11 protein-coding genes are annotated in these 15822 nt (G+C 68.2%); 4 read left to right on the top strand and 7 right to left on the bottom strand.

All coding sequences use genetic code 11. The annotated features are described in order from the left end of the window. Nucleotides 1-19 precede the first annotated feature (19 nt). Entirely contained in the window at nt 20-1660 is a 1641-nt protein-coding gene (gene groL / locus GLA29479_RS09805; RefSeq protein WP_057971468.1) for a chaperonin GroEL, read from the top strand. 67 nt (nt 1661-1727) lie between these two features. Here the strand turns inward: groL and GLA29479_RS09800 are convergent, their stop codons facing one another. Genes GLA29479_RS09800 through GLA29479_RS09790 form a run of 3 tightly spaced genes read right to left on the bottom strand, consistent with a single transcriptional unit; the run spans nt 1728 to nt 4352 of the window. Further along, a complete protein-coding gene (locus GLA29479_RS09800) occupies nt 1728-3185 on the bottom strand; it encodes a hypothetical protein (RefSeq protein ID WP_057971467.1) in 1458 nt (485 codons plus the stop codon). Between the two features lie 46 nt (nt 3186-3231). Further along, complete coding sequence (locus GLA29479_RS09795) at nt 3232-3978, bottom strand: hypothetical protein (RefSeq protein WP_057971466.1); 747 nt, start codon at nt 3976-3978, stop codon at nt 3232-3234. An 11-nt stretch (nt 3979-3989) separates the two neighbouring features. Further along, the gene (locus tag GLA29479_RS09790) at nt 3990-4352 is read right to left on the bottom strand and encodes a hypothetical protein (RefSeq protein ID WP_057919141.1); all 363 of its coding nucleotides are present in this window, start codon (nt 4350-4352) and stop codon (nt 3990-3992) included. Between the two features lie 146 nt (nt 4353-4498). On the opposite strand from GLA29479_RS09790, the gene GLA29479_RS09785 reads away from it, so the two are divergent. Then, nucleotides 4499-6478 (top strand): esterase/lipase family protein, encoded by a 1980-nt coding sequence (locus tag GLA29479_RS09785; protein WP_057971465.1) that lies wholly within the window; start codon nt 4499-4501, stop codon nt 6476-6478. 364 nt (nt 6479-6842) lie between these two features. Here GLA29479_RS09785 and GLA29479_RS09780 read toward each other — a convergent pair whose 3' ends face one another. The 3 genes from GLA29479_RS09780 to GLA29479_RS09770 form a co-directional block, all read right to left on the bottom strand. Then, a complete protein-coding gene (locus GLA29479_RS09780; protein WP_057971464.1) occupies nt 6843-8849 on the bottom strand; it encodes a multicopper oxidase family protein in 2007 nt (668 codons plus the stop codon). Nucleotides 8850-8967: 118 nt separating this feature from the next. Further along, on the bottom strand, nt 8968-10428 hold the full coding sequence (locus tag GLA29479_RS09775; RefSeq protein ID WP_057971463.1) for an XVIPCD domain-containing protein: 1461 nt from the start codon (nt 10426-10428) through the stop codon (nt 8968-8970). A gap of 15 nt (nt 10429-10443) precedes the next feature. After that, nucleotides 10444-10944 (bottom strand): hypothetical protein, encoded by a 501-nt coding sequence (locus tag GLA29479_RS09770; protein ID WP_057971462.1) that lies wholly within the window; start codon nt 10942-10944, stop codon nt 10444-10446. A gap of 846 nt (nt 10945-11790) precedes the next feature. On the opposite strand from GLA29479_RS09770, the gene glnE reads away from it, so the two are divergent. Beyond that, nucleotides 11791-14640 carry a bifunctional [glutamate--ammonia ligase]-adenylyl-L-tyrosine phosphorylase/[glutamate--ammonia-ligase] adenylyltransferase gene (gene glnE / locus GLA29479_RS09765; protein WP_057971461.1) on the top strand — a complete coding sequence of 950 codons (2850 nt, stop codon included), beginning with the start codon at nt 11791-11793 and terminating at the stop codon, nt 14638-14640. Nucleotides 14641-14653: 13 nt separating this feature from the next. Continuing rightward, complete coding sequence (locus GLA29479_RS09760; protein WP_057919136.1) at nt 14654-15055, top strand: immunity 22 family protein; 402 nt, start codon at nt 14654-14656, stop codon at nt 15053-15055. Nucleotides 15056-15076: 21 nt separating this feature from the next. Here GLA29479_RS09760 and GLA29479_RS09755 read toward each other — a convergent pair whose 3' ends face one another. Further along, a complete protein-coding gene (locus tag GLA29479_RS09755; RefSeq protein ID WP_425599980.1) occupies nt 15077-15817 on the bottom strand; it encodes a mitochondrial fission ELM1 family protein in 741 nt (246 codons plus the stop codon). Nucleotides 15818-15822: the final 5 nt, after the last annotated feature.

Genomic DNA, 15822 nt, shown 5'->3' with positions numbered 1-15822 from the left:
TATTCCCGGAGTTCCAACCATGTCCGCTAAAGAAATTCGTTTCGGTGAGGACGCGCGCGCCAAGATGGTGCGCGGCGTCAACATTCTCGCCAATGCCGTGAAGGCCACCCTCGGCCCGAAGGGCCGTAACGTCGTGCTCGAGAAGAGCTTCGGCGCGCCGACGATCACCAAGGACGGCGTGTCCGTCGCCAAGGAAATCGAGCTGTCCGACAAGTTCGAGAACATGGGCGCGCAGATGGTCAAGGAAGTCGCTTCCAAGACCTCCGACAACGCCGGCGACGGCACCACCACCGCGACCGTGCTGGCCCAGGCGCTGATCCGCGAAGGCATGAAGGCCGTTGCCGCCGGCATGAACCCGATGGACCTCAAGCGCGGCATCGACAAGGCCGTGATCGAGGCCGTGGCCGAGCTGAAGAAGCTCTCCAAGCCGTCCTCGACCAGCAAGGAAATCGCCCAGGTCGGCGCGATCTCCGCCAACTCCGACGCCGACATCGGCGACCTCATCGCCCAGGCGATGGACAAGGTCGGCAAGGAAGGCGTGATCACCGTCGAAGACGGTTCGGGCCTTGAGAACGAACTCGACGTCGTCGAGGGCATGCAGTTCGACCGCGGCTACCTGTCGCCGTACTTCATCAACAACCAGCAGTCGATGTCGGCCGAGCTCGACGACCCGTTCGTGCTGCTGTACGACAAGAAGATCTCCAACGTCCGCGACCTGCTGCCGGTGCTGGAAGGCGTCGCCAAGGCCGGTAAGCCGCTGCTGATCGTCGCCGAGGAAGTCGAAGGCGAAGCGCTGGCGACCCTGGTGGTCAACACCATCCGCGGCATCGTCAAGGTCTGCGCCGTCAAGGCGCCGGGCTTCGGCGACCGTCGCAAGGCGATGCTGGAAGACATGGCCGTGCTGACCGGCGGCACCGTGATCTCCGAGGAAGTCGGCCTGCAGCTCGAAAAGGCCACGATCAAGGATCTCGGCCGCGCGAAGAAGGTGCAGGTCTCCAAGGAGAACACCACCATCATCGACGGCGCCGGCGACGGCGATTCGATCCAGGCCCGCATCAAGCAGATCAAGGCGCAGATCGAAGAGACCTCTTCGGACTACGACCGCGAGAAGCTGCAGGAGCGCGTGGCCAAGCTGGCCGGCGGCGTGGCGGTGATCAAGGTCGGCGCATCGACCGAGATCGAGATGAAGGAAAAGAAGGCTCGCGTCGAAGACGCGCTGCACGCTACCCGCGCTGCCGTGGAAGAAGGCATCGTCCCGGGCGGCGGCGTCGCGCTGCTGCGCGCCAAGGCTGCGATCTCGGGCCTGAAGGGCGCCAACGAAGACCAGAACCACGGCATCCAGATCGCCCTGCGCGCGATGGAAGCCCCGCTGCGCGAAATCGTCACCAACGCCGGCGAAGAGCCGTCGGTCATCCTGAACAAGGTCCAGGAAGGCAAGGGCGCGTTCGGTTACAACGCCGCCAACGGCGAATACGGCGACATGCTCGAGTTCGGCATCCTGGACCCGACCAAGGTCACCCGCACCGCGCTGCAGAACGCCGCGTCGATCGCCGGTCTGATGATCACGACCGAAGCGATGGTCGCCGAGCTGCCGAAGAAGGACGAGCCGGCGATGCCGGGCGGCGGTGGTATGGGCGGCATGGGCGGCATGGATTTCTGATCCCCCGATCGCCGTAAGCACCGCGAAAACCCCGCCGAAAGGCGGGGTTTTTTTATGTCGATGCGAGCTACAGGATCGCGCCGAGAAAATCGCGATTGAACGGCATCACGTAAGCGGCCATGTCCAGCACGGTGTAGCGCGCGCCGGCGCCGGAGCGGGCGAACTGATCGATCACGCTGACGCAGCGGTCGCGTTGCCGGGGCGGCAGGAAGCGCAGGATCGGCACCAGCCGGCGATGGCCGATGGTGGCCCACAGCTCCACCGCATCCAGTCCGGCCGTCCATTTCAGCGCCATTTCGTCCGACAGGCCCTGCGCCGGATGCCCGCCGACGGTGCGGATGCTCTGCTGGCGCAACTGGCGGATGTGGCGATGCTCGGACAGCCGGCTGTCGCCGCGCGCGTAACCGATGTCGCCGCTGGCCGGACCGAAACGGGTGGGCGCGTCCTTCGCGGCGGCGCCGAAACCGAAGCCCGACAGCAGTTGCTCCTGCTCTTGCAGGTCTTCGCTGATCGTACTGAGCGAGCGCATGCGGGTGCCGCCGAGCAGCGCCTCGCACGGGAAGAAATAGCCGAAGTTGGCGAACACGCGTTCGTGCAGCGCTTCGTATTGCCCGGCCCGGCCGGGTGTCGCCAGCGCGCGGTCGACCGCTTCGACCAGTTCGGGCGCGACCTCCAGGTCGGTGTCGGGATCCAGCATCAGCACGACCTTGGGCACGATCATCTCGTCGACCAGATGGATCGCGGTGACTTCGTTGCGCTGCAGGCGTTCGAGATCGCGACGGAAATCCGCGGCCAGACCGAAGCCGTTGACGCCGCCGCCGGCGTTGGCGTTGTGGATGCTGCGCGTGTGCAACGCGTGCAGCACCCGGCTGGCGGTGGCGCTGATGGTCCAACTGGAGGTGAACGAGACCCCGCCCGAATGCGGCGGCCGCTGAGGATGCCGGTACACCACCGGCGAACGCGGCGCGCGCGCGCCGAACAAGACGTCGTTCGGATCGGGGCCGAAACGCAGGCCGCGGTCGAGCCTGTGCGCGGCGAACAGCGCCTGCACCGTCGCCAGCGGCAGCGCGGTGAAATCGTCCGGCGTGCGTACGTTGAATCCGGCCATCTGGGCTTGCAGATGCGCCAGCAGGTCCGGCGTTTCGTCTTCGCCGCGCAATCCCCAACTCGCTTCGGTAGGCCGCGCGGTGGGCGCGGTCGGGCGCAGCGCCGGGCGCGCGGGCGGCGGCTCGGGTTCGGGTTCCGGTTCTGGTTCCGGCTCCGGCTCCGGCTCCGGCTCGGGTTCCGGCGCGCGCGGCGCGGGACGCACGGTCAGCACGCCGTCCTCGCTGATCAATTCCTTGAGTTTGGTGTCGGCCTCGATCGACGGGTCCAGGCGCGCATTGCCGAACTGGAAGCGATCCCCCGGCGCCATCGCGTCCAGCGCCGCGAGTTGTTCGCGAATCTGGCGCAAGGACGTGTCCGGCTCCAAGCGCAGGACCAGGTTGCGGTCGGAGTCGCCGGCGAATGCGATGGTGACGAGCATGCTCAGCCCTCGGTTGTGCGATACGGCAGGCGCGACGCGCGGCCGTTCAATCCGGATCGACGACGAAAAAATGCACGCGCAGCCGGCCGGAGAACTCCCGATCCGGATCGGCCTCGGCCTGCACCTGGATGCGTTCGAAGGTCTGCTCGGCGCTGCCGTCGGCCCAGATAACCCCGGCGTTGACCTGCAGCGCGGGGCCTCCGGCAGCGTCCCGCGCGCTGCCGCGCCGGGTGTCCACCGGCCCGGCCGGCGGGGTCGGCGGGAAGCGCGGGTTGTTGCGGGTATAGACGCGCGCGCTGATCGGATCGAGAAACTGATGCACGTCCCAGGTGGTGATGTCGCAGGTCCACAGCTGTTGCAGCGCGTCCAGGCGGTGCGAATGGCCGAGCCGCGCGCGCATCAGGTCGACGGTGATCAGGCTCGCTTCGTGCTGGAACCGGCGCACGGTGACGCTGCGATAGCCCAAGGCGTCGGCGCGGTGGACCGCGTAGAGACGATCCACCACCGGATCGGCGCCGGTGGCGATGCGGAAACCGAAGCCCAACGGCCCGCGCGAGCGCGCGCGGATCTGGATCGACAGCGCCGCGCCGCGGCTTACCGCGACCAAATTCGGAAATACGCGATCGGGCGCGAGATGCGGCAAGCGCGCGTCGGTGAACATATGCGCCTGCGCGCCGCGATTGCGATGGCGGGCGTCGGCGTCGGCGTCGTTGAGACCGAAGCGAACCAGCAGATTCTCGCTGTCGCGCAGCCAATCGGTGGCTTGACCTTCCAGCGCGTGCGACGCGGTCATGGGCGGATGCCTCAGATGCGGTTGATCGTGAAACTCAAGGTGGTGCCGCGCACGCTGAAGGTCGCGGTATGGCCGTTGGGCGCATAGGCCACCGACGGACCGTCGCGGCGCGTTCCGCCCATCGCGCGCGCGCGGATGCGCACGCGGTCGCCCACGTCCAGCGTCTGACCGTGAAAGCGCAGCGCGGACAAGTCGACGCTGCGGGTCTGCCCGGCCGCGAATCCGCGGCCGGTCGGGGCCTGGCTGATCACCCGGTCGCCGTCCAGGCGCTGGATGATGAAACGCAGCACGAACGCGGCGTTGTTGGCGCAGGCGATGTGCTGGACGTGCAGTTCGGGCTGGCCTGACTCTGCGGGATTTCCGAGCGGATGCATGGCGGGGCGCCTCGTGCGCGCAAGACAGAAAGCGGAGGAGTCGATACGGGAAACGCCCTGGCGGGCTGGGCGTGAAGGCGCGCCGGTATTTACGCCGGAGCGGGCGCGCTCGACAATGCCAACGGTTTTCGCCCGGTGGATAGGACATGCGTGGTTTGGTCGGCTTGTTGGCGGGACTGGTGCTACTCGGCGGCAGCGGCTGCGCCGTGGTCAAGGTCAAGGAACGCGCCTTCGGCGATGTCGCGGTCGAACGCAACGTCGACGCGCTCAGCGGCGGGCGCCTGAGCACCTCGGCGGCAACCGCGCTGGGCTCGGCCGGCCTCGACTCGGAGCAGTGCGCGCGCGAGCCCGACCCCTGCATTGCGCAACTGCGGCCGCTGGCGCCGGTCGAAGACTGGCTGGCGACCGCGGCGGAGCTGCAATTGCTGCGCATGAACGCCGCGCCCGCGACGGTGACCAAGGCCGCCGAGAGCGCCGGGATGGCGAAGCGCGCCGAGCCGCCCAAGAGCGAGCTGAGCGCCGTCGCCGCGCCCGACGTCGACAGCGACCTGCGCACGCGCGCGGCGATCGAGACCGCGCGTTATGCCTACGCCTATCTGTTCCTGAGCCCCCGCACGCCCGAGCAACGCGTGTTCGAGGCGCGCCAGGAGCGCGTGCTGCGTTTCTACAACCGCGCCATCGACGTCGTCGCGCAAGCCGCATTCGAGGCCAGCCGCGGCCAGATCGGGGCGACGCCGCTGCAAGTCGGCGGGCTCGAACTGAGCATCGCCCTGCACGGTTACGAAGCCACCGAGCTGACCCAGCAACCGGAAGCCCTGCTCGCATCGGACACCCTGGGTTTCGACAACCTGCGCGCGGTGTATCGCCGCGACGGTTTCGGCACCGCGCTGGTGGCGGTGTTCCCGCGCCGTTCGCGCAGCAACCCGGAGGCCGCCGACACGCCGTACCGCGACACCCGCTACCTGCCGGTCACCGCGACCCTGCGTTTCGACGGCGACGGCGGGCTCGACGCCGTGCTGGCCAGCCGCACCGCGCGCATGGACGTCTATAACCCTTACCGCATCGACAGCGAAACCATCGCCGGGCGCAAGGTGCCGCTGGCGGCGAATTACTCGGCTGCCTACGGCATCTGGCTGGCGCGTTCGGAGCTGGCGCGGTTGAGCCTGTCGAGCCTGTTGCGGCCGAAGCAGGCGCGCGCGTTCAAGCCGCGCATCTATCTCAACCAGCCCTACGACCCCGACAAGCGCGTGATCGTATTGGTGCACGGCCTGGCCAGCAGCCCGGAGGCCTGGGTCAACCTCGCCAACGAACTGCTCGGCGACGAAACCCTGCGCAAGCATTACCAGCTGTGGCAGGTGTTCTATCCGACCAACCTCAGCATCCTGTCCAATCGCGCCGCGATCGACTCGGCCCTGACCCAGACTTTCGCCCACTACGATCCCGAAGGCGACGACGTCGCCGGCCGCGATGCGGTGCTGGTGGGGCACAGCATGGGGGGGGTGATCTCGCGCCTGTTGGTCAGCGACAGCGGCGACCGCGTTCTCGATGCGACCCTGCAGGCCTTCGACCCGGCCGCCGCGCAGCGCCTGCGCAACGAGCCGGTGGTGCGCGAACTGACGGTGTTCAAGGCGATGCCGCAGTTCGAGCGCGCGGTGTTCCTGGCCTCGCCGCATCGCGGCGCTGTGGTCACCGACGGTTGGCCCTTGCGGATGGTGCGCAAGCTGATCCGGCTGCCGTTCGACGTGCTGCGCGAAACCGCCGAACTCGCCCAGCGCAACGAAGTGGACCAGGACGAGTTGCAGAAGATCGGTTTCCGCAAGGGCCGTCCGCCGACCGGCCCGGACGACCTCAGCCCGAATTCGTTGTTCATGCGCAGCACCGAAAACCTGCCGATCGAATCGGGCCTGCCGTACCACACCATCGTCGGCCAACGCGATCTCAAGTTGCCGCTGCTGCAGTCCAGCGACGGCGCGGTGCCGTACCGCAGCGCGCATCTCGACGGCGCCTTGTCGGAGAAGGTGATCCCCTCCGGTCACAGCGTGCAGGAGACCCCGCAGGCGATCCTGGAACTGCGCCGCATCCTGCGCATCGACATGGCCGAGTATGCGAAGCGCGCGAAGCCTTGAGCGGCCGTCGCCGCGGCGCGTGCGGCGCGTGCGGCGCGTATGACGCATGGCGCTCCTGGGGAGGAGCGGCGCCAGCCGCGACATGCGTCATGGCCGAAGCGGCGCGGTCGCAGCTGGCGCCGCTCCTACCCAAAGCGGTTCGCCGCCCGCGGCAGCCGGTGATGTTCCTGAGGTAGGAGCGGCGCAAGCCGCGACCCACCGAAGCGATTGATACCATCCGGCAACCCGAAGCCCGGAACCCCCAGGCGAAACCACGCCTGCGCGGTTGCCGCAACTGCGCAGTCGCGGCTTGCGTCGCTCCTACAAAGAAACGCGACATCGCGGCACGAAGCGATCCGCCTCGCGCCGCGAGGTCGTCACTGCCTCAATGGTGGGCGTTGCCGATGCCGCCACCCTTGCCGTCGGGCACCAGCATGCGCACGTTCTGCATCATGCCCTGGTCCTCGTGGTCGAGGATGTGGCAATGCAGGACGTACTCGCCGATGTAGCGTTCGTAGCGGGTGCGCACGAACAACTTGTAGTTCGGCTTGACGAACAAAGTGTCCTTCCAGGTGCCCTGCGTGTTGGCGTATTGCGAGTCGCCGGGTTCGCCGGTGACGCTGACCTCGACGCCTTGCGGATTGAGGATGCTGACGACCTGGAACGGATTGACGTGGATATGGAAGGGATGGGCGCCGACCTTCGAGGTGAGCGTCCATTCCTCGATGTTACCCAGCACCAGATCGCGTGCGCTGTTCGGGTCGTAGGACTTGCCGTTGACCTTGTACTCCAGCGGCACCGCCTTGGTGTCGATGTCGAACACCAGTTCCTGCTTGCCGGTGACCTCGCCGGCCGCGATGTCCTTGTGCGGCACGAACGCATTCAAGCGCAGGCGGTCGCTGAGGTCGGCGACGACCTTGGCGCGGATATCCTCCGGCATCAGGTACTTCGCCGAGGTGATCAGGTTCTGGGTCAAATAGGCGCGGATGTCGTTGACCGGAGGGGCACTGCCGGCGGCCACATTGGCCAGGCCGAGCAATTGCCGGTCCTCGGCGGCGTTGGTGATGCTGCCGCCGGGCGGTGCGGCACCGTCGATCACGCAGTACCGGCCGCCCTGCGGGAACACCACCAGGGCATCGCTGCGGTAGCCGGGCTGCAGGATGTTTTCGCCTTTCTCGATCGCCTGGGCATGGCTCAGGCCGTCGGCGGCGACCTCGAACTGCGGCAGCAACGGGCCGGTGCAGTTCTGGGTCACCCAGCCGTCGAGCGCCGTTCCGGACAGGCCCTCGATGCTGGCGGCGCCCGCGCGTACCGCGCGCAGTTGCAGGTTGATGGTGTTGCGCACGCCGGCGTGCAGCAGGCGCCAGCGTTCGGCGCGGCCGGCGACCAGGCCGAAGAAGGTCGGCAGCACTTCGCCGTTGATGCTGGTGTAGCGGCCGGAGACGTTCCACAGGTTCTTGCCGTCGGCGGTGAAGCCGAACTGATCGTAGGCCTCGAGGCCGCCGACGTCGTCGGGATTGCAGACCCAGGCGCCGGTGGCAGGGTCGGTCTTGATCTTGCCGAGCGGATCGGTGGGCGTCGGTGCGCCGCGGCAGGCATAGGCGACCTGCTGGAACAGCAGCACGCGCTCGGGGTAGGGCGTGCCGCCCGGGTCGCGCAGCAAGGTGTCCAGGTCGCCGTTGCGGTTGGCCGAAGGCAGGCGATTGCCGCGCACCAGCAGGGCGCCGGCCATGCCGCTGGAGACTTGCAGCGCGGTAGAGCCGTGCAGGTGCGGGTGGTACCAGAAGGTGCCGGCCGGATGATCGGCGGGCAGGTTGTATTCGTACTCGAACTTCACCCCGGGACGCAGGGTCAGCAGCACGTTGTCGCTGTTGCCGGTGGGGCTGACCCACAGGCCGTGCGAGTGCAGGTTGGTCGAGTTGAAGCAGTGCGGCACGTTGATGCCCGAGGAGCCGCATTGTTCCGGCGGCAGGGCGTTGTCGAGACGCACGCGCACGGTTTCGCCGGGCGAAGTGACGATGGTCGGCGCTACGAACGGCACCGAGGGGTCGGTGCCGGGGCTCTGGTACGAACGCAGTTTGACCTTGTCGAAGCGGTTGTGCTGCGGGTTCCAGATATTCGACATGGTGTAGGTAATGCGCAGGTCGAGGATCGCTTCGTGGGTGTCCAGCGGTTGCGGGCCGCTTTGGGTCAACAGCATCGAAGGCGTTTTAGCGTCGCCCGAGCGCAGCATGCGCGCCATCACCGGTTGGTCGAGCTCGCGCGGTGCGTCGTCCTGCGCGCAGAGGGTCAGGGGGGCAGCAGCGAGCAGGCAGGCGAGAGCGAGAGGTCGCGCTCGCGGTGTCGGCCAGCGTTGCGCATTCACAGCCGAGGTCTGGGAATTGCGGTCCATGCTTGGGTTCCTGGTGGCACTACGGTGAAGTGCCGGGTCGGCACTGGAAGGTGTCTCGGTGGACCGCCGGCGCCTTGCGCGCCGGCGGTCTGAATCGCCGCGGTGCTGGTGCTGTTGTTTACAGTGCGGGGGTCGCTCGCGATGCGGTTGGTTGCTGCGCTTGCGCGGCCTGCTGGGCCGGCGCCTGGGCCTGGTTCAAGGCTTCGAGCTGGCGGAAGGATTCTTCCGCCGGCGCGGTGCGATCGGTCGCCACGCTGACGCGGGTATGGGTGGGGCTGGCGAGGTCGCCCTGCACCAGGAATGCGGTCTTGCCGACTTCCTTGGTGGCCGGATCGACGCTCAGCACGACGTGATCCGGAGTGAGCTGGTTGCGCTTGCTCTCCAGGGTCAGGCCGGCGGCGATGCGGTCGGCGTCGCGTTCGGACACGCTGCCGCCGTGCTTGTTGAACTCGCCGTTGACCTTGTCGAGGATGCCGCGGAACAAGGCGTGGTCGGGATGCTCGGCATGGCGCGGATCGCCTTTGCCGTGCGCGTGCGGGTCGCCGCGCAGTTCGTTGAGCAGGTCCAGCGGCGAGGCGTTGATGTTGACGTGGGTGTGGGTCGACTTGGTGTGGTCGAAGTGCCCGGCCCTGGGCGGCGTACTGCTGGTGTCGAAGTAGGGCTGACGATTGGCGGAATTGGCGCCGAGGTCGATGCCGTTCTGCTCCATGATGTTTTCGTTGAGCTTGAGCTGGGTCAGGTTGACGTGCAGCTCGGGCTTGCCGCCGGCCGCGGTCTTGCCGTGGGCGTGTTCGAGTTGGCTGACATAACTGATATAGCCGGCGCCGTAGTAGTTGGCGTAATCCGAATTGCCGTTGTGGCCCAGGCGCGCCTGCGCCGGCGGCATGTCGAAGTAGTACTTGCCCATCGCCTTGACGTTGTCGGCGCTCATCGCCATCGACAGGTTCGCATCGACGGTCAGGTCGGCCTTGAGCGCATAGGTGAAGTTGGGCGCGGTGCCGCCGCGGGTCATGAAATCGCCGGCGCGGCCGGGCGAGGCGTTGTAGACGTCGGCCAGGGTCGCGGTCGGCTTGGCTTCGCGCACGCTGCCGACCAGGGCGTTCCAGCCGGCGATGTGCGCCTTGGCTTCGTTGTCGCGATCGGCCTGGATGACCTTGCCGATGGTCGCGGTGTAGTCGTGCTTGTCGGCGACGGTCTTGGCCAGTGCGGTGGCTTCGGTGGCGAAGGTCTTGAGCGCGGTGTCGCGGTCGGTGCGGTAGAAGCCGTGCTGCACTTCATGGCCGAGCACGAAGGTCATGTTGCCGGCGTTGTAACTGCCCGCCGGCGGCTTGGTCAGGCCGTTGATCGGCAACAGCATGGCCTGCTCTTTGCCGTTGTAGGCGCCGCCGGCATGCGCATCGGTCAGCGGTTTGAACGATTTCAAGTGGCCCTTGGCGATGGCGTCGTCGATCTGCGCCGCCAGGGTGGGCGAGTTGGCGATGGTGGTCTTGAGGTTCGCGGTGACCTCGGCGGTGACGCCGGGTTGCTTGGCGAATTCGTCGAGCAGCTTTTGCAGCTCGGTACTGGTCGGAGTCGGCATGACGGCTTCCCTGCCTTATTCGATGGTGATGGTCTTGACGCAGCGATGGCCGATCTTCTCCGGCGAATCGTTGGACTCGCCCTCGATGAAGACCTGCAGCGACAGCGTCGGGCGCTGGAAATTCCAGTGGTCGACGCGGCCGTGTTCGCCGTACGAAGCGCTGTCGCTGAAGCCCATGCCCTTGAGTTCCTTGGCATAGGCGTCGAAGTCGAGGCCGCAGATCGGGGTCATCGGCGCGCGCTCGTTGCCGGTGCGGGCGAAGTCGAAGATCAACTTGTTCTTCTGCGAACCGGCCGGGCGGGTGACGTAGAGGTTGTACGACCAGTCCGGATGAATCTGGGCGCCGGCGCCGAACGAGCCGTCGCCGCTGTCGGCCTGCCGCATGGCCAGTCCTGTGTGCTTCTCCAGGTGCTCGGCGGTCAGGTCGGCATTGGACGCCAGGCTGCCGATCAGCTTGAGCATGCGGCGGCTGACCTCGTCGCCGCTGAGTGGGGTAGTGCCGGTGGCGGCGGTCATGGGGTCCTCCTGGGGTGCGTTGGTACTTGAACGGGGCGATGAGGCATGGCTACAGGCCGACAGGACTAGGCACGCGGCCCAGGTGGTCAGCAAGCTGCGGGGGGATGCTTGATTGCGGGGCATAGCGCCTCCTCCGTGGACGCGGGTGGCTTCCATATAGATACGGGGAGCACGCCAAATCAACGGCAGGACCGTGGCCGACAGGACAAAGCGGTTCACGAGCGAGCGCGGCGCCACGCTGTTCATGCCGGCGGCCGGCCTTCCTTTGGCGCAAGCGTGCGCAGGGCTTCCCTATTCAGGTTTCTTCGGCAATCAGGACGCCACGCGCTTACGGTCACAGCGACGAATCCGATGTCATCGGTAACATCCGCGCCACGACGGGCTTTGCCGATGCGTATCGGGAATCGTTCTCAGTGTTTCAAATGAACTGGCGAGTTCTGTTTTGCAGTGCAGCGTGCAAAGGGGATAACGCTTCCTTCACGATCGCCCCGCATCCCGACGTGGGGGAGGGAGCAAGCCCGCAACCGGTTCTACCGGAAGCGGGCTTTTTTATGCCCGAAGGTTTTGCGGCGGGTTCGGCGTTGCGGCGAACGGCCGCGCCGGCCGATCGAGTTCGTGCGGACCCAGCGAACGAGAGCGAAGCGGGAGCGCGGTGACTGCCGGCGCATACAACGCGGCCGAACGCAGGCATCGGCCTCGCGATCGATCGATGCATCGCGGCACCGGGCATCGCCGCTGCGTGCGGTTTATCTCGTTCCTCACTCCTCGTTCCTCACTCCCAGCTCCTAGCTCCTCACCCACCCACCACGATTCCGATGGCGCGCAACGGCATGCCATCATCGCCGCATGTCTGCGTCTTTCTCTTCGACTCTTCCCCACGACGGCCCGGCACTCGAACACGCGCTCGCCGAGCGCGCGCTAACGCGCTTGCGCGCGGCTTCGCCGCAAGCGCGCGCCGCGCTCGACGATGCCGGACTGGCCGCGCGGGTGGCGCGCGTCGCCGCGGTCAGCGACTTCGCCATCGATACTTTGGTCCGGCAACCGGCCTTGCTGCTCGCACTCGGTGGCGACGACGGCGCCGCCGAACCGCCGCCGCCCTCGCTCGACGCCGAGTTCCGCGCCGACTGGGGCGCACGCCTGCGCCGCTACCGCGCGGCCGGTTCGACGCGGCTGATCTGGCGCGACACGCTCGGCCTGGACCGGGTCGAGGACACCTTGGAGGGCAGCACCCGCCTGGCCGAGATCTGCCTGCGGATCGCGCTGAGCGCGCTGGAGGACGAGTTCGAACGCCGCCACGGTGCGGTGCGCACCCGCGACGGCGAACGCGTGCGCCTGGTCGTGTTCGGCCTGGGCAAACTCGGTGGCGGCGAACTGAATTTCAGTTCCGACGTCGATCTGGTCTATGCCTACGAGCACGACGGCAGCACCGAGTTCGACGGCCGCGACGCCGCGCGCGCGCTCGACGCCGAGGCCTATTTCGCCAAGCTCGGCCAGCAACTGGCGCGCTTGCTCGACGAGATCACCGCCGACGGCTTTTGCCACCGCGTCGACCTGCGTCTGCGCCCTTACGGCAACGCCGGTCGCGTGGCCTGGTCGTTCGCGGCGATGGAGCAGTATTTCCAGCGCGAAGGCCGCGACTGGGAGCGTTACGCCTGGCAGAAGGCGCGCCCGGTGGCCGGCGACATCGAGGCCGGCGAGCGCTTCCTGGATGCGCTGCGGCCGTTCGTGTATCGGCGTTATCTCGACTTCGGCGCGCTCGACGGTTTGCGCGCGATGAAGGCGGCGATCAGCGCCGAGGTCGCGCGCAAGGAGCTCGCCGACGACATCAAGCGTGGTCCCGGCGGCATCCGCGAGATCGAATTCCTGGTGCAGGCCCTGCAGCTGATCCGCGGCGGCCGCGAAGCCGAATTGCGCGGGCGCCGTTTGTTGCCGGCGTTGCGCGAGTTGATCGCGCTGCGCCAGATCGCCGAGGAGACCGGCGAATCGTTGGCCGAGGCCTATCGCTTCCTGCGCCGGCTGGAGAACCGCCTGCAGATGCTGCGCGATGCCCAGACCCATGCCTTGCCGGCGGCCGATAGCGACCGCCTGCGCATCGCCGTCGGCCTGGGTTATCCGGATTGGGAGACGCTGTCGAGCGAGCTGGAGCGTTGGCGCGAACGCGTGACCGGCGAATTCGAGGCCTTGCTGGCGCCGCGTCGGCGCCGCGCCGCGCCCGATGCCCTGACCGCGTACTGGCGCGCGCTGCCCGAGTCCGGCGACGCCGAGACCCTGGCCGAGGCCGGCTTCGAGGCCGCCGCCGATGCCGACGGCGCGCTGCGCGATTTCGCCCGCAGCCCCGGCGTGCGCGGTTTGTCGGATGCGGCGCGTACGCGCCTGGACCGGGTGTTGCCGGCGCTGCTGCAGGGCGCGGCGACCTCGTCGCAGCCGATGCTCGCGCTCAAGCGCCTGCTCGCCTTGTTGCACAACGTGCTGCGCCGCAGCGCCTACCTGGCCTTGCTCGATGAGCAACCGGCGGCGTTGTCGCGCCTGGTCGAGGCGGTGTCGCGCAGCGCCTTGTTGGCCGAGCGCCTGGCTTCGCATCCGCTGTTGCTCGATGAGTTGCTCGATGCGCGCGTGGTCGGCCCCTTGCCGGGGCGCGAGGAACTGCAGGCGGCCAGCGCCGAAGTCGACGGCGGCGACGATGCCGAGGCGACCCTGCAGGCGCTCAACGAAGTGCGGCAGTCGCTGAGTTTCCGCATCGCGATGGCCTTGCGCGACGGCCGCCAGAGCGCCGAGCAGAGCGCGCGCCAGCTCGCCTGGCTCGCCGACGGCGTGGTCATGCGCATCCTCGCCTTGGCCGAGCAGGAAGTGGCGAGCGCGCACGGTCGCGTGCCCGGCGCGCGTTTCGCCGTGCTCGGCTACGGCAGCCTCGGCGGCGAGGAACTCGGCTTCGGTTCCGATCTCGACCTGGTGTTTCTCTACGACGCGCCGGCGATCGAAGGCGGGGCGCAGTCCGACGGCGCGCGTCCGCTCGACGCCGGGCGCTGGTTCGCGCGCCTGGCGCAGAAGATCGTCGCCCTGCTCGCTGCGGTCACCGCGGCCGGGCGTTTGTTCGACGTCGATGTGCGCCTGCGCCCGGACGGCGCCAAGGGCCTGCTGGTGTCCTCGCTGGCGAGCTTCAGCGAGTACCAATACGAGCGCGCCTGGACCTGGGAGCATCAGGCTCTGGTGCGTGCGCGCTTCGTCGCCGGCGATGGCGGCCTGCACGAGCGTTTCGAGGCGGTACGCGAACGCACCCTGGCGCGCGAGCGCGACGCGGCCAAGTTGCGCGACGACGTCGCCAAGATGCGCCTGAAGATGCGCGCCGAGCTCGACCGCAGCGAAGCCGCTTACTTCGACCTGAAGCAGGGCGAGGGCGGCCTGGTCGATCTGGAGTTCCTGCTGCAATACCTGGTGTTGCGCGATTCGGTGCGCGAGCGCGCGTTGTTGTCGCCGCGCGACTCGGCCGGCTTGATCGAGGCGGCGCGCCGCAGCGGCGCCTTCGACGACACCCAGGCCGCTTCGCTGCGCGTCGCGCATACGACCTTGTTGGCGGCAGGCCTGGAATGCACCCTCGACCGCCGTCCGCGCCGCGTGGTCGAGACCGAGGCGATCGCCGCCTCGCGCGCCGCTATTTCCACGGCGATGCAGGCGCACGGCCTGCGCGAAACCGCATGAGCATGCCGCCGGCATGATCGACGACACCGCGCGCGGCATGATCTCGGTGTGGATGGGCACGACCACGCAATCGCCGCAGGCGTTCGAACGCTATCTCGACGGTATGGAAGCGAGCGGCTCCGGTTGCCCCGCGCACCGCGACTTCGGCTGCGATTTTCTCGATGCGGATTTCTTCATCGCCTATGCCACCGCCGGGCATCGGCCGGTACCGGTAGAGACCTTGGTGTTGGAAGTCGGCACGCATACGCCGCAGACCGAGCGCGCGATCCTGGCGCGCTGTCATGAGCTCGGCGTGGTCGAAGGCAATGCGCTGTACTTCTACGACCACTGCAGCTTCCACGAGGAGCAGCCGGGCCGCTTCTACAACGAGCTGCGTTTCATCGGCAGCTTCGCCAACCCGCGCCAGGCCCGCTAGGCGCGGCCGTCGGCCGAAGGGTCAGTCGCGCAGACCCAGCCGTTGCCGGACTTCCTGCGCTACCCGCGCGGTCTCGCGCAACGGCGTCACCGGATAGGCCGACAAGCGTTGGTCGAAGGGGCGCACGCGGCCGAGGCTGAGCAGACTGTCGACGAAACGGCCGGGGCGGCCGTCTACGCGCTCGATGCCGAAGGCGAACACCGGCACGCGCGTGGCCGCGGCTTCCGACAGCATGTTGACCGAGTCGGCGGTGCAGACGATGCGGTCGGCCCAGCCGAGCAGGCCGGGATAGGGGTTGGCGCCCTCGCCGGGCTCGTACCAGGAAACGCGCGGCAACCGCGCCAGGCGCTGACGCAGGCGCGCGCGGATCTCGACCGGGGTGCGTCGCGAGGTGGTCGCCAGCAGGCTGCCGGACTCGCGTTCGAGCAGGGTCTGCAGCTGCGTCGCCAACACGTCGAACGCGGCCTGGTCGAATTTCGCGTGCGCGCTCGGGCCGCCGAGCAGCAGAGCGGTGCGCGGCCCGGGCAGGGCGCCGAACGCGGGGAAGGCGCTGCGTGCGCCGGCCAACCACAGGTCGTCGACCGGGTTCAGGCTGCCGAGCAGGGTGATGACGTTGCCGCCGTGCAGACCGTCGTGCTCGGGCGCGATCACCAAGTCCCAATGCTTCGGCGAGATGCGCGGGTCGAGGATCTGCACCGCCGCGCAGCCGTCGCCGCGCAGCAGCCGGGTGGCGAGCGCAGCCTGGCGGCCGCAGCCGATCACCAGCG

This window comes from Lysobacter antibioticus, from assembly GCF_001442535.1.
Lineage (GTDB): Bacteria > Pseudomonadota > Gammaproteobacteria > Xanthomonadales > Xanthomonadaceae > Lysobacter > Lysobacter antibioticus.
This window is presented reverse-complemented; position numbering and strand designations above follow the sequence as displayed.

Coding starts and splice junctions, on each gene's coding strand:
- groL (WP_057971468.1), top strand. CDS start 20: ATGTCCGCTAAAGAAATTCGTTTCGGTGAGGACGCGCGCGCCAAGATG.
- GLA29479_RS09800 (WP_057971467.1), bottom strand. CDS start 3,185: ATGCTCGTCACCATCGCATTCGCCGGCGACTCCGACCGCAACCTGGTC.
- GLA29479_RS09795 (WP_057971466.1), bottom strand. CDS start 3,978: ATGACCGCGTCGCACGCGCTGGAAGGTCAAGCCACCGATTGGCTGCGC.
- GLA29479_RS09790 (WP_057919141.1), bottom strand. CDS start 4,352: ATGCATCCGCTCGGAAATCCCGCAGAGTCAGGCCAGCCCGAACTGCAC.
- GLA29479_RS09785 (WP_057971465.1), top strand. CDS start 4,499: ATGCGTGGTTTGGTCGGCTTGTTGGCGGGACTGGTGCTACTCGGCGGC.
- GLA29479_RS09780 (WP_057971464.1), bottom strand. CDS start 8,849: ATGGACCGCAATTCCCAGACCTCGGCTGTGAATGCGCAACGCTGGCCG.
- GLA29479_RS09775 (WP_057971463.1), bottom strand. CDS start 10,428: ATGCCGACTCCGACCAGTACCGAGCTGCAAAAGCTGCTCGACGAATTC.
- GLA29479_RS09770 (WP_057971462.1), bottom strand. CDS start 10,944: ATGACCGCCGCCACCGGCACTACCCCACTCAGCGGCGACGAGGTCAGC.
- glnE (WP_057971461.1), top strand. CDS start 11,791: ATGTCTGCGTCTTTCTCTTCGACTCTTCCCCACGACGGCCCGGCACTC.
- GLA29479_RS09760 (WP_057919136.1), top strand. CDS start 14,654: ATGATCGACGACACCGCGCGCGGCATGATCTCGGTGTGGATGGGCACG.